We start from the raw sequence: 20,756 nt of genomic DNA, 5'->3' as shown, positions 1-20,756 counted from the left end.
GCATCCGATGACCGCTCATCGACCTTCCGCGGACGGGGGCCCCGACCGGGACCCGTCCGCGGAACAGGCACCGGCAGCAGGCCCCGGAACCGCGCCCACCGGCCGCGTCACCACGGGATTCGGACGTTACCTGCTCAAACACCTCAGCGGCGCCGCCGTGTCCCTGCTGCTGGTGCTGTTCTCCTCGTTCTTCATCTTCCGGCTCATCGCCGGCGACCCGATCGACCAGCTCACCCGCGAGCGCCCGGTCACGCCCGAGCAGCGGGAGGCGATGCGCGCCGAGCTGGGCCTGGACCAGCCGTTGTGGAACCAGTTCCTCGACTACATCACCGGCACCCTGACCGGCGACCTCGGCACCTCGCTCCAGTACCGCCAGCCGATCTCCGAGCTGGTCCTCGAGCGGCTCCCGGCGACGCTGCTGCTGTCGGGCACCGGCGTCGTCCTGGCCGTCCTGCTCGGCTTCTGGATCGGCACCCGCGCGGGCTGGAAGCAGGGCAGCCGCTTCGACCGCTCCCATGTCGCCGCCGGGCTGCTGCTGTACTCGGCGCCGACGTTCTGGCTCGGCATGATCGTCATCCTGGTCTTCGCCCGCTACCTGGGGCTGTTCCCCGTCAACGGGATGCGCTCGGCGAGCACGCCCGACGGCCTCCTGTCGCAGGCGCTCGACATCGGACACCACATGGTGCTGCCGGTGCTCACCTACACCGCGGTGGTCTACGCGGGGTACCTGATGGTCATGCGCTCCTCGATCCTCGACGAGATCGGCGCCGACTACCTGACCACCGCCCGCGCCAAGGGCCTGCGCGACGACGCGGTGCGCCGCAGGCACGCCGTCCCGAACGCGCTGCTGCCGACGATCACGATGGTGTTCCTGGCGATCGGGAACATCGTCAACGGCGCGATCATCACCGAGACGGTCTTCAGCTGGCCGGGCCTGGGGAGCCTGTTCGTCTCCTCGATCTTCTACCCCGACCGGCCCATGCTCCAGGCCCTGTTCGTCCTGTTCTCCAGTTCGACGATCATCGCGGTGCTGTGCGCGGAGATCCTGTACTGGTTCATCGACCCGAGGATCCGGAAGTCATGAGCACTGCGACGCGAGCGATGTCCCCACGGGCGGTGCGACGGGCCCGGCGCAGGCGGGCGGTGGCGCGCGCCTGGCGCGACTACCGCGCCCAGCGCAGCGGCATGGTCGGCCTGGTGGTCCTGGGCGCGATCGTGCTCCTCGCCTTGGCCGCGCCGCTGCTGATCGACGCCTCGGCCTTGAGCGTCACGCAGGCCACCGGCGGCCGCATGTCCCCGCCCAGCGCCGAGTTCCCGCTGGGCACCGACGAGACCGGCCGCTCGGTCCTGGCGCTGACCGTGTGGGGCACGAGGCTGTCGCTGCTCATCGGGCTGACCGCGACGGTCGCGGCGATCCTCGTCGGCACGCTCGTCGGGATCACCAGCGGCCACGTCGGCGGCTGGTACGGCTGGATCGCGCTGCGCGTCTCCGACTGGTTCATGGTGCTGCCGAGCCTGGTCGTGGCGATCGCGCTGCTGGCCGTGCTGGGGCGCAGCTTCGCCACCACGGTCGCCGTCATCGCGCTCGTGTCCTGGTCGAGCACGGCCCGCCTGGTGCGCGCCCAGACGCTGACCGTGCAGGCCAGGCCCTACCTGGAGCGGGCGCGGGCACTCGGCGCCGGCCACTGGCACCAGATGACCCGCCACATCCTGCCGAACGTGCTGCCGCTGGTACTGGCGAGCGCGACGCTGCTGGTGCCCTCGGCGATCCTCATGGAGTCCTCGCTGGCGTGGCTGGGCCTGGGCGACCCGAACGTCGTCTCGTGGGGCTCGATCCTCAACCGCGCCTCCAGCAACGGGGCGGTCTCGGCGCACGCCTGGTGGTACCTGCTGCCGCCGGGCCTGGCGATCCTCATCGTCGTCGCCGCGTTCATGATGTGCGGCAGGGCTCTGGAGGCCGTGTTCAACCCCCGTCTGCGAGGTGAGGCGCCGTGACGCTGCTCGAGATCCGCGATCTCAACGTCACCTACCGCACCTCGCGCGGCGCGGTCCCGGCCGTCCGGGGCGTGGACTTGACGCTGGAGGCGGGGCGGACGCTCGGCGTCGCCGGCGAGTCCGGCTGCGGGAAGTCCACACTGGCTATGGCGATCCTGCGGCTGCTGCCGCGGACCGCGGCCGTCACCGGCGAGGTCCTGCTGTCCGGGGAGGACGTGCTCACGATGGGCTGGGGCCGGCTGCGCGCCGTCAGGTGGGTCGGGGCCTCGATCGTCTTCCAGGGGGCGATGCACTCGCTGAACGCGGTGCAGCGGATCGGCCCGCAGATCGCCGAACCGATCCTGGTGCACGAGCACGTCACCAAGACCGAGGCGTCCCGCAGGGCCGCCGAACTGCTCGAACTGGTCGGCCTGCCGGCCTCGCGGGCGCGGAACTACCCGCACGAGCTGTCCGGCGGGCAGCGCCAGCGGGTCATGATCGCGATGGCCCTGGCGTGCGGCCCGGAGCTGATCATCGCCGACGAGGCCACCACCGCACTCGACGTCATGGTGCAGGCCCAGGTGCTGGAGCTCATCACTGGTCTCGTGGCCGAGCGCGGCGTCGGACTGGTCATGATCAGCCACGACCTGTCGGTGCTGTCGGCCACGTGCGACCGGACCGCGGTCATGTACGCCGGGCGCGTCGTCGAGCTCGGTCCGGCCCGCGAGCTGTTCGCCGACGCCCGGCATCCGTACTCGCACGCGCTCGGGGCGGCGTTCCCGGTCATCGGCGACGCGGCCTCCCGCAAACGGCCGGGGGGTCTGGCCGGCGATCCGCCCGACCCGGCCGATCTGCCGTCGGGCTGCTCGTTCCGGCCGCGCTGCCCGGTCGCCGTCGCCGAATGCGCCGACGCCGAACCGGAGCTGCTGGGGCTGCCGGGCGCGGGCGACAGGAGCAGCGCCTGCTTCGTGGCCCAGGCCGGCGACCCGATCGCCTCGACGGACGAGGAGGCACTCCAGTGACATCACCGCTCTTGTCCGCAAGAGACCTCGGCGTGGACTTCGGCCTGCCGGGCGGGAGGACGGCCAGGGCGGTCGACGGCGTCAACCTTGATGTGGCGCCCGGCGAGATCGTCGCTCTGGCGGGCGAGTCGGGCTGCGGGAAGACGACGCTGGCGCGCACGCTGCTCGGCCTGGAGCGGGCGACGCGCGGATCGGTCTCCTTCGGGGACGAGCCGCTGCGCTACTCCACCAAGGCGCTGAAGGCCTACCGCCGCAAGGTCCAGCTGATCCTCCAGGACCCGACGGGCGCACTGAACCCGCGCCACACGATCTACGACGCGGTGGCCGAAGGGCTGCGCATCCACGGCCTGGTCGACGACGAGACCGAGCGGGTCGCCGACGCGCTCGCGCGGGCCGGGCTGCGGCCCGCCGAGAAGTTCTTCCTGTCCTATCCGCACGAGCTCTCCGGCGGGCAGCGCCAGCGGGCGGTGATCGCGGGCGCGCTGGTCCTGGACCCGAGCATCATCATCGCCGACGAGCCGGTGGCGAGCCTGGACGCGTCGGTGCGCGGCGAGATCCTCGCACTGCTGCTGCGGCTGCGCGAGGAGATGGACCTCGGCGCGCTGGTGATCACCCACGACCTGGGCCTGGCCTGGAGCATCGCCGACCGGATCGCGATCATGTACCTCGGGCGGATCGTCGAGCAGGGCCCGGTCGAGCAGGTGCTCACCGAGCCGCGGCACCCGTACACGCGGGCGCTGGTGTCGGTCCTGCCCGACTCGCCGCTGCCGAAGCCGATCGTCCTGTCCGGGGAGCTGCCCGATGCGGCGAAGATCCCCGGCGGATGCCGCTTCCGGCCGCGCTGCCAGGAGTACGCCTCGGGCCGGGCCTCGGCGGTCTCGGACCAGTGCGAGCGCGAGGACCTCGAGGTGCTGTCGGCCGACGCGTCGCGGCACCGGGTGGCCTGCCACCTTCACCGGATCGAGCGGCGGGCGGCGGCGTGAAGATCCTCATCAGCGCCGACATGGAGGGCGCCACCGGTGTCACGTGCCCGGCCGACGTGCTGCCCGGCGGGCCGCAGTGGGAGCGGCAGCGGCCGGTCTTCACCGGGGACGTGAACGCGGCGATCGCCGGGCTCTTCGACGGCGGAGCGGACGCGGTGCTGGTCAACGAGGCCCATTGGACGATGCGGAACCTGCTGCTGGAGCGGCTCGACGAGCGCGCCTCGATGCTCACCGGACGGCACAAGGAACTGTCCATGATGGAGGGCGTCCAGCACGGCGACGTCGACGGCGTCGTCTTTCTCGGCTACCACGCGGGGGCCGGAGCCGAAGGGGTGCTCGCGCACACCTACCTGGCCAATAGCATCACCGGCGTGTGGCTGGACGACTACCCGGCCAGCGAGGGCTACCTGAACGCGAAGGTCGCCGACGAGTTCGGGGTGCCGGTGATCCTGGTGACCGGCGACGACAAGACCATCCGTGATTCGCGCTGGTACGCGCCGGGCGCCGTCGGCGTGGCGGTCAAGGACTATGTCTCGCGCTATGCGGCGGTCTGCCGGCCTCCCGCTCGCACCGCCGCCGACATCCGGCGGGCGGCCGAACAGGCGATGGCGCTGGCCGGGCGCCGCGACAAGGCCGTGAACGGGCCGCACCGGTTCGAAGTCGAGTTCGACGCCGAGCACCTGGCCGGGGCGGCGACCGTCATTCCGGGGGTGTCCCAGAGCGACGAGCGCAGAGTCGCCTTCAAGGCCAAGACGATGTACAAGGGAATCCGATGCTTCAAGGCGGTCACCACCGTGGCCGCCGCGGCGGTGGAGGAGGAATATGGCTGAGTCCGATCAGATCGTCGACGAGCGCTCGCTCCAGGAGGTCGTCCGCTTCACCTCCGAGCTGATCCGCATCGACACCACCAACCGCGGCGGCGGCGACGGCCGCGAGCGCGAGGCCGCCGAATACGCCGCCGAGCGCCTCGCCGAGGCGGGCGCCGAACCGGTGATCCTCGAGAAGGCGCCGGGCCGCTCGAACGTGGTGGCGCGGATCGCCGGAGACGACTCGTCCGCCGACGCGCTGCTGGTGCACGGCCATCTCGACGTCGTGCCCGCCGCGGCCGCCGACTGGTCGGTCGACCCGTTCTCCGGCGAGGTCCGCGACGGGATCGTGTGGGGCCGCGGCGCGCTCGACATGAAGGGCATGGACGCGATGATCCTGGCCGCGGTGCGGTCCTGGGCCAGAGCGGGAGTGCGGCCGAGGCGGGACGTCGTCGTGGCGTTCACCGCCGACGAGGAGGCGAGCGCCGAGTACGGCTCCGGCTTCCTCGCCGACCACCACGGCGAGCTGTTCGAAGGCTGCACCGAGGGCGTCAGCGAGGCGGGCGGCTACAGCTTCCACGGCGGCGACGGGCTGCGGATCTACCCGATCGGGGCGGGCGAGCGCGGCACCGCGTGGCTGAACCTGACCGCCCGCGGCCGGGCCGGGCACGGCTCGAAGGCCAACCCGCACAACGCGGTGACGATCCTCGCCGAGGCCGTCGCCCGCATCGGGCGGCACCGCTGGCCGGTACGGCTGGTGCCGACGGTGCGCGCGGCCCTGACCGGGCTGGCCGCGGTGTACGGCGTCGAGGCGGACCTGGACGACGCGGACTTCGACGTGGACGCGCTGCTCGCGCGGCTGGGACCGGCGGCGCAACTGGTCGAGTCGACGCTGCGCAACAGCGCCAACCCGACCGTGTTCGAGGCCGGGTACAAGGTCAACGTCATCCCCGAGCACGCCGCCGCGCAGGTGGACGGCCGGATGCTGCCCGGCTGGGAGGAGGAGTTCATCGCGACGATGAACGAGCTGACCGGGCCCGAGGTGGACTGGGAGTTCCAGCACCGGGAGGTGGCGCTCAGCGCGCCGGTGGACTCGCCCACGTTCGCGGCGGCGCGCGAGGCGGTCCTGAAGTTCGACCCCGAAGGGCACGTCGTGCCCTACTGCATGTCGGGCGGCACGGACGCGAAGCAGTTCTCGCGCCTGGGCGTCGTCGGCTACGGCTTCTCGCCGCTCAAGGTGCCGCCCGAGTTCGGCTACGGCAGGCTCGCGCACGGCGTGGACGAGCGCGTCCCGGTGGAGGGCCTGCATTTCGGGGTGAGCGTGCTCGACGAGTTCTTGAGGAGGGCATGAGCGTGGAACGCTCCCCTTGCGGCACTTGGGCGTCACCGATCACCGCGGAGATGGTGGCGGCGGGTGACGGACGGCCGGGGTTCCTCGGCACGGTCGGCGGCGAGCTGTGGTGGACCGAGCCGCGCCCGGCCGAGGGCGGGCGCCGGGCGCTGGTCCGCCGCCGCGGCGACGGCTCGACCGAGTCGGTGCTGCCCGAGCCGTGGAACGTCCGCAACCGCGTCCACGAGTACGGCGGGACGCCCTGGGTCGGCCGCATGACCGGCGACGGGCCACTGGTCGTCTTCTCGAACTTCGACGACCAGCGGCTCTACGTCTTCGAGCCCGACAGCGGGCGCGAGCCGCGCCCGATCACCCCGGAGCCGCGGTTCCCGAGCGGACTGCGGTGGTGCGACATGGGGTTCGCCCCCGGCCGCGACGAGGTGTGGGCGGTCCTCGAGGAGTTCACCGGGAAGCGGTCCACGCAGCTGCGGCGGGTCCTGGCGGCGGTGCCGCTGGACGGCTCGGCCGCCGAGGACCGCGCGGCGGTCCGCGAGCTGACCGACGACGCCTACCGCTTCACGACCGGTCCGCGCATCAGCCCTGACGGCACGGCGGTCGCGTGGATCGCCTGGAACCACCCGGACATGCCGTGGGACGAGACGGAACTGCGCGTCGCCACCGTCACCTCGGGCGGCGCCTTCAAGGACGTGCGGACCGTCGCCGGGGGCGGCGGGGAGTCCGTTCCGCAGGCCGAGTGGGCGCCCGACGGCACGCTCATCGCCGCGAGCGACCGCACCGGCTGGTGGAACCTGTACCGGATCGACCCCGGTTCCGGGGAGACCGTCGAGCTGTATCCGGCCGAGGAGGAGTTCGCCGGGGCCCTGTGGACGATCGGTTCGAGGTGGTTCCAGGTCCTCGACGACGGCCGCATCGCCACTGTCCACGGCCGGGGCGAGAGCGTGCTCGGCGTCCTCGACCCCGATCTGGGGGCGATGAGCGGCGTGGCCGGCGGTCCGTGGACCGATTGGGCGCCGTCGCTGCTCGCCCAGGGCGACACGGTGTTCGGCCTCGCCGCCGGGCCCGACCGGACCTACGAGATCGTCGCCTGCGACACCGTCACCGGCGAGGTCCGCATCGTCGGCGAACCGCACGCCGATCCCGTCGACCCCGCCTACTACCCCGAACCGGAGCACCGGACCTTCACCGGTCCGGGCGGGCGCGAGGTCCACGCCCACGTCTACCCGCCGCGCAATCCCGACTTCGCGGCCCCGGCAGGGGAACTGCCGCCGTACGTGGTCTGGGTCCACGGCGGGCCCACCAGCCACGTCCGGGCCGCCCTCGACCTGGAGCTGGCCTACTTCACCTCGAGGGGCATCGGCGTGGCGGAGGTGAACTACGGCGGCTCGACCGGCTACGGGCGCGAGTACCGCGAGCGGCTGCGCGAGCAGTGGGGCGTGGTGGACGTCGAGGACTGCGCGGCCGTGGCGCGGGCGCTCGCCGAGGAGGGCACCGCCGACGGCTCGCGCCTGGCGATCAGGGGCGGCAGCGCCGGAGGCTGGACCTCCGCCGCGTCGCTGGCCTCTGCCGCGGCCGAAGGGCTCTACGCCTGCGCGACGATCAAGTACCCCATTCTGGACCTGTCGGGCTGGCTCGGCGACGCGACGCACGACTTCGAATCGCGGTACCTGCACACGCTGATCGGGCCGGTCGACGAGGTGCCCGAGCGGTACCGCGAGCGCTCGCCGGTGAACCACGCCGGCCGGATCTCGGCGCCGTTCCTCCTGCTGCAGGGCCTGGAGGACGCGATCTGCACGCCCGCGCAGAGCGAGCGGCTGCTGGAGCGCGTCGAGGGCAGGGGGATCCCCCACGCCTACCTCGCGTACGAGGGCGAGCAGCACGGTTTCCGGCGGGCGTCCACGATCGTGAGCGCGGTCCTGGCCGAGCACGCGCTGTACGCTCGGGTGTTCGGTTTCGAGGCGCCCGCGGGCGCGGCATTGGAGTGGCGGGCATGATCAAGGCGCTGCGCAGGCCGCCGCGGCTCAAGGAGGGCGACCGCGTCGCGGTCGTCTCACCGGCCACGCCGGGCCCGGAGGACCAGCTCGACAAGGGCTTGGGCGTCTTGCGGTCGTGGGGCCTGGAGCCGGTCGAGATGCCGCACGTCCGCGAGACCCATCCGCGCCTGCCGTACCTGGCGGGGAGCGACGGCGACCGCGCCCGCGACTTCGAGGCCGCCTGGGCCGACCGGTCGTTCACGGCCGTGGTGTGCGCCCGAGGCGGTTACGGGGCGCAGCGCATGATCGACCTCGTCGACTGGGCGGCGCTCGCCGACGCCGAGCCGAAGGCGTTCGTCGGTTTCAGCGACGTCACCGCCCTGCACGAGGCGATCGCGCTCCGCCTCGGCGTCGCCACCCTCCACGGGCCCATGCCGAACTGGTCGCGGTTCATCGAGGGCGCGGCGATGCAGGAGCACCTGCGGCGCAGCCTGTTCTCCCCTGAGTCGGTGCAGACGATCGCGCCGCCGAGCGCGCGGACGCTCGCGCCGGGACGGGCGAGGGGCGTCACGGTCGGCGGCTGCCTGAGCCTCCTCGCGTCCGGGATCGGCACGCCCGAGCACCGCGACGACTGCGAGGGCGGCATCCTGCTGCTCGAGGACACCGGTGAGGACGACTACCGGGTCGACCGGTACCTGACGCAGTTGCGGCGATCGGGCTGGCTCGGCGGCGTCGCCGGGATCGTGCTCGGCTCGTGGGTGGAGAACAACGGGGAGCGGCGTCTGCACGCGACCCTGGCGGATCTGGTCGGCGATCTGGGCGTCCCGGTCGTCGAGGACTTCGGCTTCGGGCACTGCACACCGTCGCTGACGGTCCCGCTCGGCGTTCCGGCGGTCCTGGACGCCGACGCCGGGACGCTCGCGTTCGAGATCCCGGCGCTGCGTTAGAGGGACCGGGGGCCGAATGCCTCGATGAGGCGGTCCTGGATCGCGTCGACGCCGGGCGCGGTGGTCTGCTGCTCGGGGTGGGCGTCGTACCAGGCGACGACCTCGCGGATGCCGAGCTTGAACGGCGTGGTGGTCTGCCCGAAGGCGGGCACGAGGTTCTTGAGCTTGCTGTTGTCGAAGATCATCGTGTGCGCCTTGTCCCCCACCAGGCCCGGGCCCCACTCGGGGACCGCGGCGGCGATCGCCTCCGAGGCGATGTGCACGAGCTTCGGTTCGGCCACGCCCGCGGCGGCCGCGGCGTCCTCGAAGATCTGGTTCCACGAGGGGGCCTCGTCGCCGGTGATGTGGAAGGGCTCGCCGATCGCGGCCTCCTTGCCGAGCAGGCCGACGAGGCCGACGGCGAAGTCGCGGGCGTGCGTGATGGTCCACAGTGAAGTGCCGTCGCCGTGGACGACGACGGGCTTGCCCGCCCGCATCCGCTCGATGACGTTCCACTTCGCCTCGAAGGGCAGGAGCGTCTCGTCGTAGGTGTGGGAAGGGCGCACGATCGTCATCGGGAAGTCGTCCTCGCGGTAGGCCTTGACGAGGAGCTCTTCGCAGGCGATCTTGTCGCGCGAGTACTGCCAGTGCGGGTTCTTCAGCGGCGTGGACTCGACGACGGGCATGCGGCTCGGCGGGGTCTGGTAGGCCGAGGCGGAGCTGATGAAGACGTACTGGTCGGTGCGGCCGGTGAAGACGTCGATGTCGCGCTGGACCTGCTCGGGCACGAAGTTGACCCAGTTGACCACGGCGTCGTAGTGGTCCTCGCCGATCGCCTCGCGCAGCGAGTCGGGGTCGTTCGAGTCGGCGGTGAGCCTGGTGACACCCTCGGGCAGGCGGCGGAGCGTGCTCGTGCCGCGGTTCAGGACGGTCACGTCGAGGCCCTGGCGCACCGCCTCGCGCACGCACGAGGCGCTGATGATGCCGCTGCCGCCGATGAACAAGACCTTCAAGTTCGACATGTCCGCTCCTTCTGACTAGACCGGCGGCAAGCTTACCCGCACGCCGTGAGAGCCCTTGCCGGCGCGTGCGGTCCGCGCTATCCGGCGGAGCCGGTGACGGAGCTTCCGGACTTGGTGACGGTGTAGGTGAGGGTCTCGCCGCTCCAGAAGTGGAAGGTGAGGTTCACCTGCTTGCCGTCGCTCACCTCGGCGAAGAACTCCGGGGTGAACGAGATCGAGCCGGCGTCGTAATCGGGCTCGAAGGTGTAGCTGAACTCCTTGTAGGACGTCCAGTTCTGGGGGCCGGCGTTGCCGCTGCCGTCGGCGTACACGGCCTCCATGGTGGCGAGCTGGTCGCCGTTGAACTGGGTCGGGATCGCGAAGGCGTCGGTCGTCCCGGACGCGTCCTGCAAGGCGGGCGTGTCGTAGCTGATCACGCTGATCCGCCACGGGACGCCTTGCGAGAAGTCCGCGTACAGATCGGCGTTGACGCCGTACTCCTGCGAGCCGACCAGTTCGGTGAGCGCCGATGCGGTGATCGTGAGCTGGTCGCCCGAGACGGTGTAGTCCGAGCCCTCGGTCAGCGCGGTGTCGCCGTGGCGCAGGCCCTCGAACGAGGTCCCGTTCAGGTTCAGCGTCAGCGTCGCGTCGGTGATCGCACTCGACTTCTCGACGTAGACCTGGTCCGAGGAGGCCGTGCCCGAACGGGTCGTCCAGCTGGCCTCCATGATCGCGAACAGCTCCGGGTCGCTCCATTCGAAGGAGGTGCGGCCGAAGTGCTGACCGTTGTCCCACACTTGCAGCGTGAGGCCCTTCTCGTTCGCGTAATAGCCCATGTACTCGAAGAACTTCAGCTTCTCGCCCTGCTCGACGGTGCCGGTGTGCCTGTCGAAGCCGAGCAGGCCCCACTCGCCGACGATCACCGGAACGCCTTGGGCCACGAAGGTGTCGTGGGCCCGGTCGAAGTAGCCCTCCAGATCCTGCTGGACTTCGCTGTTGAACTCGGTGTAGCCGGCGATGTTCACGCTGAACGGCCAGAAGCCGTAGTAGTGGATGGTCGCGGCCAGGTTCGGGTCGTCGAGCGAGGCGATGGTTCCGGCCAGCGCGTCGAGGTACACCTGATCGGCATTGGTGTGGAGTGTCGGCAGAACCAGCACTCGGGTCGCATTGTTGCCGCCGGAGTCGCGCACGATCTGGTGGAACGAGGTGTTCAGCTCGTCGAGCAGGCTGTTCGCGGTGGCGTCGTCGACGTTGTTGAACTGCGGCTCGTTGATGCTCTCGAACAGCAGCTTGTCGGAGTGGTCGCGGAAGCGCTCGGCCACCGTGGTCCAGATCGTGTTGTAGCGGTCGAGCACGACGTCGTGGTTCGACTGCATGTCCGCGGCCCAGATCCACGAGTCGTGGTGGATGTTGATGAGCACGTACAGGTCTTCGGCGAGCGCCCAGTCGACCACCTCCTCGACGCGGTCGAGGTATGCCGGGTCGATGGCGTAGTCGGGCGCTCCGCCCTGGTGGTTGTCCCAGGTGACCGGGATCCGGATGCTGTTGAAGCCCTGGGCGGCGACGTTCTGGATGAGCTCCTGGGTGATGCGCGGGTTGCCCCACGCGGTCTCGTCGGCGCCGACCGAGTCGAGCGAGTTGCCGAGGTTCCAGCCGGGCTGCATCGCGGCGACCGTCTCCATGGCGTTCGCCCCGCCGGTCGGCGGCGGCGTGGTCGTGGGGTCGGTCGGCTGGCCGGTGCCGCCGTTGCACACGACGCCGTTGAGGGTGAACTCGGCCGGTTCGGCGTTGGCGCCGGACCAGGACCCGTTGAAGCCGAAGGAGACCGTCGCGTCGGTCGCGATCCTGGCGTTGTAGCCGGCGTCGGCCGCGGTGACGTCTCCGCCCGAGGAGGTGATCGCGGCGTTCCACGCCTGGGTGATCTGCTGCCCGGACGGGAAGGTCCACGCCAGCTCCCAGTCGTTGACGGGGTCGCCGAGGTTGGTCACGCTCACGTTCGCGGTGAAGCCGCCGGGCCACTGGTGCTGGACGGCGTAGTCGACTTCGCACCCCTCGGCCGCCTGGGCGGCCATGGGCAGGGCGACCCCGATTCCGACGAACACGGCGGCAATGGACGATACGGCCAATATGACCCGTCTTCGGGTCCATCGCATCGCGTCTCGCATGAGACTGCTCCATATCTGTAGACAATGATCGAGGGACGGCAGCCACACAGGACTGATCGACATCCCTCGATATCAGATTAAGTTGGAAGACCCAACTTTGTCAAATCGCTCGTGTCCCACACGTCTCAGATCACAACAGGGCGCCCCTTCAGCCTTCGAAGGTGAAGGACTCCAGGTGGTCCAGGAGGACGAACTCCGATTCGGGGCTGAGCTCGGACACCTTCTCCCCCAACCGCTCCGCGCCCAGCCAGTCGACCGCGGGCTCGGTCAGGGGCTCCTCGTAGTCGTCCCAGTGCGTCGGCACGACGTACGGCGGGCGGCCGGTCGCCTCCAGCAGCCGCTCCTCGTAGCGCGGGCTGTTCCGGCTGCCCGCCTGCATGAACAGCAGCGTGGGCCGGACGCCCTCGATCTCCCGCTCCTGGAAGTTCGTCGTGACGCCGATGAGGAGCCGCGCCTCGCCGATCGTCACCAGGTAGGCCAGGCTGCCGCCCTCCACCAGGTCCCTGACGGTCTCGGGGCGCCGGGGCACCTCGCCGACCCGGCTGCCCGCGAACAGCAGCTGCTTGTGCCTGCCGCTCGAGTTGTGGTGGGCTTCGAAGACGTCGACGGTGAAGCCGTCGAACCGGTAGAGCTCGCCGCCGGACACCTGCCCCAGCTGTGCTTCGGGAGCGTCCATGGCGCGCAGCAGGTTCAGGTGCGTCTCGGTGCCGAGCACCGTCGCGCCGGTCTTGGCGGCCACGTACGGGACGTCGGTGATGTGGTCCCAGTGCCCGTGGGTGATCAGGATGCAGTCGGCCGCCGCGATGTGCTCGTCCACCGCCGCCTCGTCGATCGTCAAGGGGGTGTCCATGTCCCACTCCTCGCCCTTGGGCGCCCCGGTGCGGAAGCGGGTCACCCACGGGTCGACGAGGACGGTCGCACCGTTCCCGGTGATCTCCCAGGCGTTCGTGCCCAGCCAGCGGACGGTGATCTCAGTTGAAGACATGGCTCTCCAGGTGGTCGATGAGGATGAACTCGGATTCGGGGCTGGCGGCGGCGACGCGGTCGCGCACCGCCTCCCAGTCCCCGGCGGGGACCGCGGGCTCGGTCAGTGGCTCGTCGAAGTCGTCCCAGTGCGTCGGGACGACATAGGGCGGATGGCCGGTCGCCTCCAGCAGGCGCTCGACGTAGTCGGGCGTGTGGCCGCCGCCGGGCTGGAGGAACAGCACCGTCGGTCGGACGCCCTCGATCTCCCGGCCCAGGACGTTCGCCGATCCCGCGTTGAAGAAGGAGACGCCGCCGAAATCCACCAGGTAGGTGAGGCTGCCGCCTTCGACGAGGTCCCCGATCCGCTTGGGCCGCTTCGGCACTTCGCCGAGGCGGCTGCCGGAGAACAGGATCCGCTTGTGCTCGCCGCTCGCCGAGTGCGAGGAGCGGAACACCTCGACGGTGAAGCCGTCGAACCGGTAGAGCTCGCCGCCGGACACCTGCCCCAGCTGTGCTTCGGGGGCGTCCATGGCGCGCAGGAGGTTCAGGTGCGTCTCGGTGCCGAGCACCGTCGCGCCGGTCCGGGAGGCGACGTACGGGACGTCCGCGATGTGGTCCCAGTGCCCGTGCGTGACGAGCACGCAGTCGGCCGCCGCGACGTGCTCGTCGATCACCTCGGGGTACACCTCGATGTCGGTCTCCGGGTCGGCGCCGCCCTTGTAGGCGCCGGTGGGGAAGCGGCTCACCCACGGGTCGATGAGCACCGTGGCGTGCTCGCTCTTGAGCTCCCAGGCGTTGGTGCCGAGCCACCGCGCCTCGACCGGCGGGCGGTCCTCCTGCCCCGCCTCCTCGGCCGACGCGGTGAGGGCGCCGTCCCCGACCAGCTTCCCGCCGGCCACGAGGGCGGCGCCGGTCCCCGCGGTGATCCACAGGCGGCGCCGTGTCACTCCAGTGCTCTGTTGTCGTTCTTCCATGACCGCAGTCAAGCCGAAGCCGCCCGGATATGTCCAATATCAACGGTGATATGGGCCGATACGGGGATTGATATCGTCGCCGCATGGACATCATGCGACACCTGGAGTGCTTCCTGGCGGTGGGTGAGGAACGCCACTTCGGCAGGGCGGCGGAGCGTCTCGGGATGGAGCAGCCGCCGCTGAGCCAGCGCATCCGGCGCCTGGAGAAGGAGTTGGGCGCCGAGCTGTTCGACCGGAGCGGGAAGCAGGTGTCCCTGACCTCGGCGGGCCACACGCTCATGCGCGAGGCGCCGGAACTGCTGAGCCGGTACCGCAGGATGCGGACGCTCGTCGGCCGGGCGGCCGCGCAGGAGCGGGCGGAGCCGCCGCGCCCCTGGTCGGAGATCTACTGACCTTCGCGGTCGAGCTGCTCGGCGAGGTGCAGGGCGGCCCGGCTCATGGCCAGCTCGACCTCGCGGAAGTTCCCCCGGCCGGTCCGGACGAAGACCGCGATGGCGTGGCGGCGGCCGTCGGGCCATTCCCAGACCACCACCTCGTTGAGCCAGCCCGGGAGCGAACCGGAGCGTCCGAAGGAGCGCACCTCGCTGGGCGCGAGACGGGCGAGCCGCCCGCCGGTGAGCTGGCGTCCCATCCAGGTGCGGACGTCGCGCCGGATCGACTCGGGCCCGGCCCACACGCGGCGCAGGAAGGCCGTCATGTCGGCCGCCGTCGAGACGTTGGTGCGCAGCGGGTCCCACGCGCTCGTGCCGCGCAGCTCCTCGGTGCTGACCGATCCGTTCGCGAGCACGTGGGCCAGGGCCTCCAGGTCGGAGACGCCGAGGTCGCGGGCCACGTCCTCCAGGATCGTCCGAGGGCTGCCGATGAGCCGCGTGCCCTCCAGCCCCAGGCGGGCGGGTAGGCTCCGCAGCGCCTTCGCGCCGATGTGCCTGGTGACCAGGTCGGCGGCGGTGCTGTCCGAGACCTCCATCATGAGCGCGGCCAGGTCCTCGACGCTGAGGGTGGCGTCGTGGCGGAAGCCGGCGGTCCCGGTCCCGCCGAGCCGGTCGGCGGCCGTGACCCGCACGGGGGCGGTGGGGTCGATCAGCCCCTCCTCCACCTGGCGGCGGAACTCCCAGGCGATGAAGACCTTGATGACGGAGACGAGGATGACCGGCTCGGTCTCGCGCACGCCGAGGCCGCGGCCGTCGTCCAGGTCCCTGATGTGCGCGTGCGCGACGGCGCCGAGCGGCTCGAAGAACGAGTCGATCAAGGCCGGTGCCCCCTCTCTGCGTCCCGTGCCCCGGCGCCCGCGCGGCCGGGGACTGGAACAAGGTNCCCGCGAGCGGCGGGCGGGCGGCGCCGGCGGCTGATCCGACCGGCGCCCACCGGTCGAGGAGGCGCGGCGCCGACCCCTCGCGGGGCCGACGCCGCTGCGCACTCGAAGCTCCTATGACCGCGGCTGCGGGAGGATGCCGTCGAGCGCCGCGAACCAGTTCGCGGCGATCTTGACGTAGCCGTCCTCGTCGGGGTGGACGCCGTCGTAGGTGTCGGTCGCGGGGTCGAAGCCGGTGTGCTGGTCGACGACGACGATCGGCGAGCGCTCGGTCGTCAGCTCGGCGGCCCAGCCGGGGATCTCGGCGTTGAGGTCGATCGCGCGCTGCGGGCATTCGGTGCAGCCGAAGGACTCGTCGGGGTGGAGCGGGATGATCTGGGCGACCAGGACGATCGCGTCCGGGTTGAGCTCGCGCAGGTCCTCCACGATCGCGGTGTAGGCGTCGAGGATCTGGGCGGGCGGGATCGCCGACCAGACGTCGTTGGTGCCGAAGTGCATCAGCAGCACGTCGGGGGTGTTCGCCTCCAGCCACGCCCGCGTGTCGCCGTTCGCGACCGATTGGGTGACCAGGTAGCCGCCGTGGCCTTCGTGGTCGGGGTCGGAGCCGGTGGGGGCGCAGGACTGGGACTGCGAGCCCACGAAGTCGACGTCGTACCCGGCGCCGTCCAGCAGCGCCCACAGGTTGCCGCGCCAGCAGCCGGGGTTGCCGGTGATCGAGTCGCCCAGCGGCATGATCGACACCGGCTCGGTCGGCTGGTCGGTGGTCGGGTCGTCGCTCGGCGTCTCGCTCGGGTCGGCCTGCCCGTCGCACAGCTCGCCGTTGACGGCGATCGAGGTCGGCGCCTCGGCGCTGCCGGAGCCGATGAATCCGAAGACCTCGCGGGTCTGCCCCGAGGCGATGACGGCGTTCCAGCCGACGTCGGATCCGCTGAAGGCGGCGCCGTTCTGGCTCCAGTCGACGTTCCAGGCGCTGTTGACGGTCGTGCCGGCCGGGAAGTCCCAGGTGAGCTCCCAGCCGTCGATGGGTTCGTCGGCGGTGATCGCGACGTTCGCCTGGAAGCCGCCGCCCCAGTCGCTGATGACCTGGTAGTCGACCTCGCAGCCCGCCGCGGCGTGCGCCTGGTTCGCCGAGGCGATCGGCAGCGCGCCCGCGCCGAGCGCCGCCACCGCGGCGGCGGTGACCGCCAGTCTCCTGCTGTTTCGATTCACTTGCATGTCCATCCTTCGGTGCGGGGGTGGTCGGGGCGCGGAGACCGGCCCGAAGCGAGTCGTGGGCCAGGTGCCGGGAGCGCTCCCAATCGGTATGAGGATCGTAACAAGAAGTAATTTATATAGTCAAGTATGTAAATATTACATCTTCCGGCGCGCGCGTTTGCGGTTCCGCGCGCCGGGTACTGGTGTGGACATGCCCGAGCGTGATCGAATCGCGGAGCCATGGGGGACGCGTACGCCCTACGCACCCGGAGAGCCCTGGCCGGTCAGGGTCGACACGTACCTGGAGGAGGGCCTGAGCGAAGCCGAGGTCGACCGATGGGTGCAGTCGTCGACGATCCTCCACTCCAACGGGGACGGACTCGACATCGCCGTCAAGGACGGCCGCATCGCCGGCGTGCGCGGCCGCGCGGTCGACAGGGTCAACCACGGCCGCCTAGGCCCGAAGGACCTGTTCGGCTGGCAGGCCAACAACGACGGCGACCGACTCACGCGCCCCCTGATCCGACGCGAGGGGCGGCTGGTGGAGACCGACTGGGACACCGCCATGGAGGCGGTGGCCGGCCGGACCGGGGAGCTGCTGCGGGAATCGGGGCCGAGCTCGATCGGCTTCTACACCACCGGCCAGCTGTTCCTGGAGGAGTACTACACGCTCGCGGTCATCGGCCACGGCGGGATCGGCACCAACCACATGGACGGCAACACCCGGCTGTGCACCGCCACCGCGGCCGCCTCGCTCAAGGAGTCGTTCGCCTGCGACGGCCAGCCGGGCTCGTACACCGACATCGACCACGCGGACGTCATCGCGCTGTACGGCCACAACATGGCCGAGACCCAGACCGTGTTGTGGAGCCGCGTCCTGGACCGCCTCGCCGGGCCGAACCCGCCCGCGGTCGTCTGCGTGGACCCGCGGCGGACCCCGGTCGCCGCCGCCGCGGACGTGCACCTGGCCCCGCGGCCGGGCACCAACGTGATGCTGATGAACGCGCTGCTCCACCACATCATCGGCAACGACTGGATCGACCGCGCCTACATCGACGAGCACACCGTCGGCTTCGAGGAGCTCGCGAAGCGGGTCGCCGACTGCGACCCGGAGCTCGCCGCGCTCGTCTGCGGCGTCCCGGCCGAGAACATCGCCGAGGCGGCGCGCCTCATCGGCGGCGCCGAGCGCCTGCTGTCCACGGTGCTCCAGGGCTTCTACCAGTCCCACCAGGCGACGGCCGCCGCCGTGCAGGTCAACAACGTCCACCTGGTACGCGGCAAACTGGGCGCGCCCGGCTGCGGCATCCTCCAGATGAACGGCCAGCCCACCGCGGAGAACGCCCGCGAGTGCGGCGCCGACGGCGACCTTCCCGGGTTCCGCAACTGGTCCAACGAGTCGCAGGTGGAGGACCTGGCGCGGGTCTGGAACATCGACCCGATGCGGATACCGCACTACAGCGCCCCCACGCACCTGATGAAGATGATGCGCTACGTCGAGGACGGCTCCATACGGTTCCTCTACGTGAGCGGCACGAATCCGGCGGTGTCGCTGCCGGAGCTGGGGCGCGTCCGCGAGATCCTCGCCCAGGAGCGGCTGTTCCTGGTGGTGCAGGACCTCTTCCTCACCGAGACCGCCCGACTGGCCGACGTGGTACTCCCGGCCGCCACGTGGGGCGAGAAGACCGGCACCTTCACCAACGCCGACCGCACCGTGCACCTCTCGGAGAAGGCGGTGGACCCACCGGGCGAGGCCCGTTCGGACCTGGACATCTTCATCGACTACGCCCGCCGCCTGGACCTGCGCGACAAGGACGGCGAGCCGCTCGTCAAGTGGAGCGGCCCGGAGGAGGCGTTCGAGGCGTGGAAGCGGTGCACGGAGGGCCGCCCGTGCGACTACACCGGCATGTCGTACGACGGGCTCCGCGGCAGCGGCGTGCAGTGGCCGTGCAATGAGGAGCACCCGGAGGGCACCGAGCGCCTGTACGCCGACGGGCGGTTCTGGAGCGACCCCGAGTACTGCGAGAGCTACGGCCGCGACCTGGTCACCGGAGCTCCTCTGGAGCCGGACGAGTACCGGTCGATGAACCCATACGGCAGGGCGGTCATCAAGGCGGCCGAGTACCTGCCGCCCCATGAGCAGCCCGACGACGACTTCCCCTTCGTGTTGACGACGGGGCGCACGCTCTACCACTTCCACACGCGCACGAAGACCGGCCGGGTCCCCCAGCTGCGGGACGCCGCGCCGGAGGTGTGGGTGGAGATGTCGGCCGAGGACGCGGCGGAGCGCGGCTGGGAGGAGGGCGACCTGCTCCGGGTCGCCACTCCGCGCGGGCGCGTCGAGGCCCGCCTGCGCGTCAGCGGCGTCCGGCCCGGGGTGGTCTTCCTGCCGTTCCACTACGGCTATTGGGACACCACGGGTCTCGCGCCGGAGGGCGGGGACGGGCGGGCGGCGAACGAGCTGACCATCACCGACTGGGATCCCGCGTCGAAGCAGCCGCTGTTCAAGACCGCCGCCGCGCGCCTCGAACGCATCGGCACCGGCGACGGGACGCCCGCCGCGGCGCCCACCAACACCGGCTCGGCACCGGTGACGCGGGAGATGGAGCCGACGCGCGGCGGCGCGCCCGCCATGGCGGGCGAGGACACGAGCGGTCCGCACGGAGGTGGGCGATGAAGCGCGTGGGCATGGCCATCAAGGAACTGCATCGCTCGGAGAACGAGCTGGCAGGCGAGCTCCTCGCCGTGTCGGACCGGCACAAGGCGGACCATGAGCTGTTCTACCTCGGCCGCGACCTGGCCCGCTGGTCCCAGCGGCACGTCCGCAGGCTCGCCGAGGTCGGACGCGACTACGGGCTGCACCTCGATTCCGCGCCGCAGGGCGATCCGGCGATCCTGGCCGCGGTGCGGCAGAAGGGCGCCGAGCTGCTCGGCCGCCACCACGACCCGGCCATGCTGGTGATACGGGACCTGCGCGGACTCCACCGCGCGGCCGCCGGCGTGTCACTGGACTGGGAGGTCCTCGCGCAGACCGCCCAAGCGCTGAAGGACCGCGAGCTGCTGGAGCTCACGAAGGCGTGCCATCCGGACACGCTGCGCCAACTGCGTTGGGCCAACGCCGCCTTGAAGGAGAACGCCGCACAGATCATGGTCGCCGACTGAGGGCGGCGCGGACCGGCGAGGTGATCCGGGGCGGGAGGAGCCTTCGCCGACTACAATCCCTGGGATCCGACGCGGCGAACCGATCCGCCCCCACCGCCTCGAAAGGCCGACCGTGCCATCGTCTCCGTCCTCATCGACTCCGCCGTCCCGCAAGCGGTCCTGGCTGCTCTTCTTCTGGGGCGGCACCGTGCTCGCCTGCGTCGGCGTGGTGCTCTTCTGCGCACTGCTCGCCACCGGGAACGTCGACGAGGACGCGCCGCTCTGGCTCCTGGGCATGGCCGCCTTCGTCTTCGGCTTCACGGTGCGGCGCGTCGCGAAGCGCGGCGCCCGCTCGATCGAGCGCGGGGAGGAGTTCACCGTGGACCGCTTCGGTCCGGGGATGACGAGCATGCTCGAACGCAGTGCGCCGTTCGCCCGCCCCTTGACGTTCGGAACGGCCGAGCCCGAACCGGGTCTGCACCGCCACGTGGTGATCGGCGACGCGGTCCTGATCGCCGTGGCGGCCATCGGGATCAGCGCGCTGCTCGTCCTCGCCATGGGCTGAGGCCGCCCGAACGCCGCAGGGCGCCCGGACGATGCCCGACCGGGCGCCCTGTTCGCGCTGCGCTCGGGTCACCAGTCCCAGCTGGTGACGCGGGTGCCGTCCGGGTCCGTGCCGGTGACCCGGGTGCCGTCCGGGTCGGTTCCGGTCACGCGGGTGCCGTCCCCGTCGGCGAGCGCCGGGGCGCCGAAACCGGCCGCGGCGATGCCGACCGCCAGCGAACCGGCGGCGATGACGCGTGCGAATCGTGCGGTGCCTCGCCGTTTCGGCGAGCGGTCGTTGTTCTCGATCATGGTGCGACGCTATCGTCGGGCGGCCTCAGATGGTCCACATCCGTGTGTCACCGGGCGCCGCGCGGTCGAGGCGGTCCGGTGACCGGCGTCACCCGGCAGTAGAGTGAGGGCGCCCATCA

19 protein-coding genes are annotated in these 20,756 nt (G+C 71.3%); 12 read left to right on the top strand and 7 right to left on the bottom strand.

Annotated elements, in window-relative coordinates; translation table 11 throughout:
* Window positions 1–7: 7 nt before the first annotated feature.
* From YWW_RS0112540 to YWW_RS0112505, 8 genes are read left to right on the top strand one after another with little or no spacing between them, the layout of a single operon-like run.
* Window positions 8–1,084: an ABC transporter permease subunit gene (locus YWW_RS0112540; RefSeq protein ID WP_026930393.1), complete on the top strand. Its 1,077-nt coding sequence runs from the start codon at window positions 8–10 to the stop codon at window positions 1,082–1,084.
* Window positions 1,081–1,995 (top strand): ABC transporter permease, encoded by a 915-nt coding sequence (locus YWW_RS0112535; protein ID WP_026930392.1) that lies wholly within the window; start codon window positions 1,081–1,083, stop codon window positions 1,993–1,995. The genes YWW_RS0112540 and YWW_RS0112535 overlap by 4 nt, the downstream gene beginning before the upstream one ends.
* Complete coding sequence (locus YWW_RS30045) at window positions 1,992–2,996, top strand: ABC transporter ATP-binding protein (RefSeq protein ID WP_051325731.1); 1,005 nt, start codon at window positions 1,992–1,994, stop codon at window positions 2,994–2,996. Before YWW_RS0112535 ends, YWW_RS30045 begins: the two co-directional genes overlap by 4 nt.
* Entirely contained in the window at window positions 2,993–3,979 is a 987-nt protein-coding gene (locus tag YWW_RS0112525) for an ABC transporter ATP-binding protein (protein WP_026930391.1), read from the top strand. Before YWW_RS30045 ends, YWW_RS0112525 begins: the two co-directional genes overlap by 4 nt.
* Window positions 3,976–4,809: a M55 family metallopeptidase gene (locus YWW_RS0112520; protein WP_026930390.1), complete on the top strand. Its 834-nt coding sequence runs from the start codon at window positions 3,976–3,978 to the stop codon at window positions 4,807–4,809. Before YWW_RS0112525 ends, YWW_RS0112520 begins: the two co-directional genes overlap by 4 nt.
* On the top strand, window positions 4,802–6,136 hold the full coding sequence (locus tag YWW_RS0112515) for a M20/M25/M40 family metallo-hydrolase (RefSeq protein WP_026930389.1): 1,335 nt from the start codon (window positions 4,802–4,804) through the stop codon (window positions 6,134–6,136). Before YWW_RS0112520 ends, YWW_RS0112515 begins: the two co-directional genes overlap by 8 nt.
* On the top strand, window positions 6,133–8,127 hold the full coding sequence (locus tag YWW_RS0112510; RefSeq protein WP_026930388.1) for a prolyl oligopeptidase family serine peptidase: 1,995 nt from the start codon (window positions 6,133–6,135) through the stop codon (window positions 8,125–8,127). The genes YWW_RS0112515 and YWW_RS0112510 overlap by 4 nt, the downstream gene beginning before the upstream one ends.
* Window positions 8,124–9,053, top strand: coding sequence for a S66 peptidase family protein (locus YWW_RS0112505; protein ID WP_035700010.1), 930 nt, complete (start codon window positions 8,124–8,126; stop codon window positions 9,051–9,053). The genes YWW_RS0112510 and YWW_RS0112505 overlap by 4 nt, the downstream gene beginning before the upstream one ends.
* On the opposite strand, the gene YWW_RS0112500 is transcribed toward YWW_RS0112505, so the two are convergent.
* The 4 genes from YWW_RS0112500 to YWW_RS0112485 form a co-directional block, all read right to left on the bottom strand.
* On the bottom strand, window positions 9,050–10,054 hold the full coding sequence (locus YWW_RS0112500; protein WP_026930386.1) for an NAD-dependent epimerase/dehydratase family protein: 1,005 nt from the start codon (window positions 10,052–10,054) through the stop codon (window positions 9,050–9,052). The two genes, YWW_RS0112505 and YWW_RS0112500, sit on opposite strands and share 4 nt — an antisense overlap.
* A gap of 77 nt (window positions 10,055–10,131) precedes the next feature.
* Window positions 10,132–12,198: a cellulase family glycosylhydrolase gene (locus tag YWW_RS0112495; RefSeq protein WP_026930385.1), complete on the bottom strand. Its 2,067-nt coding sequence runs from the start codon at window positions 12,196–12,198 to the stop codon at window positions 10,132–10,134.
* 148 nt (window positions 12,199–12,346) lie between these two features.
* Window positions 12,347–13,183 carry an MBL fold metallo-hydrolase gene (locus tag YWW_RS30040; protein ID WP_035704442.1) on the bottom strand — a complete coding sequence of 279 codons (837 nt, stop codon included), beginning with the start codon at window positions 13,181–13,183 and terminating at the stop codon, window positions 12,347–12,349.
* Complete coding sequence (locus YWW_RS0112485; RefSeq protein ID WP_026930384.1) at window positions 13,170–14,138, bottom strand: MBL fold metallo-hydrolase; 969 nt, start codon at window positions 14,136–14,138, stop codon at window positions 13,170–13,172. The genes YWW_RS30040 and YWW_RS0112485 overlap by 14 nt, the downstream gene beginning before the upstream one ends.
* Window positions 14,139–14,221: 83 nt before the next feature.
* Here YWW_RS0112485 and YWW_RS37770 point away from each other — a divergent pair, with 83 nt between their 5' ends.
* Window positions 14,222–14,530: a LysR family transcriptional regulator gene (locus YWW_RS37770; RefSeq protein ID WP_026930383.1), complete on the top strand. Its 309-nt coding sequence runs from the start codon at window positions 14,222–14,224 to the stop codon at window positions 14,528–14,530.
* Here YWW_RS37770 and YWW_RS30035 read toward each other — a convergent pair.
* Together YWW_RS30035 and YWW_RS0112470 are read right to left on the bottom strand one after the other, a co-directional pair.
* On the bottom strand, window positions 14,524–15,387 hold the full coding sequence (locus YWW_RS30035; RefSeq protein WP_051325729.1) for a serine hydrolase: 864 nt from the start codon (window positions 15,385–15,387) through the stop codon (window positions 14,524–14,526). The genes YWW_RS37770 and YWW_RS30035 overlap by 7 nt on opposite strands.
* A 177-nt stretch (window positions 15,388–15,564) precedes the next feature.
* Complete coding sequence (locus YWW_RS0112470) at window positions 15,565–16,665, bottom strand: cellulose binding domain-containing protein (RefSeq protein ID WP_051815766.1); 1,101 nt, start codon at window positions 16,663–16,665, stop codon at window positions 15,565–15,567.
* 190 nt (window positions 16,666–16,855) lie between these two features.
* Between YWW_RS0112470 and YWW_RS0112465 the strand changes: the two genes are divergently transcribed.
* The 3 genes from YWW_RS0112465 (at window position 16,856) to YWW_RS0112455 (ending at window position 20,347) form a co-directional block, all read left to right on the top strand.
* Window positions 16,856–19,318: a molybdopterin oxidoreductase family protein gene (locus tag YWW_RS0112465; RefSeq protein WP_026930381.1), complete on the top strand. Its 2,463-nt coding sequence runs from the start codon at window positions 16,856–16,858 to the stop codon at window positions 19,316–19,318.
* Window positions 19,315–19,803 (top strand): hypothetical protein, encoded by a 489-nt coding sequence (locus YWW_RS0112460; protein WP_026930380.1) that lies wholly within the window; start codon window positions 19,315–19,317, stop codon window positions 19,801–19,803. Before YWW_RS0112465 ends, YWW_RS0112460 begins: the two co-directional genes overlap by 4 nt.
* Before the next feature lie 112 nt (window positions 19,804–19,915).
* Window positions 19,916–20,347 carry a hypothetical protein gene (locus tag YWW_RS0112455; RefSeq protein ID WP_026930379.1) on the top strand — a complete coding sequence of 144 codons (432 nt, stop codon included), beginning with the start codon at window positions 19,916–19,918 and terminating at the stop codon, window positions 20,345–20,347.
* Between the two features lie 68 nt (window positions 20,348–20,415).
* Here the strand turns inward: YWW_RS0112455 and YWW_RS0112450 are convergent, their stop codons facing one another.
* The gene (locus YWW_RS0112450; RefSeq protein WP_026930378.1) at window positions 20,416–20,637 is read right to left on the bottom strand and encodes a hypothetical protein; all 222 of its coding nucleotides are present in this window, start codon (window positions 20,635–20,637) and stop codon (window positions 20,416–20,418) included.
* Window positions 20,638–20,756: the final 119 nt, after the last annotated feature.

The sequence above is a fragment of the Glycomyces tenuis DSM 44171 genome (assembly GCF_000427885.1).
Classification (GTDB): Bacteria; Actinomycetota; Actinomycetes; order Mycobacteriales; family Micromonosporaceae; genus Glycomyces; species Glycomyces tenuis.
Note: the sequence above shows the minus strand (reverse complement) of the source record. Positions and strands in the feature narration are given on the sequence as shown.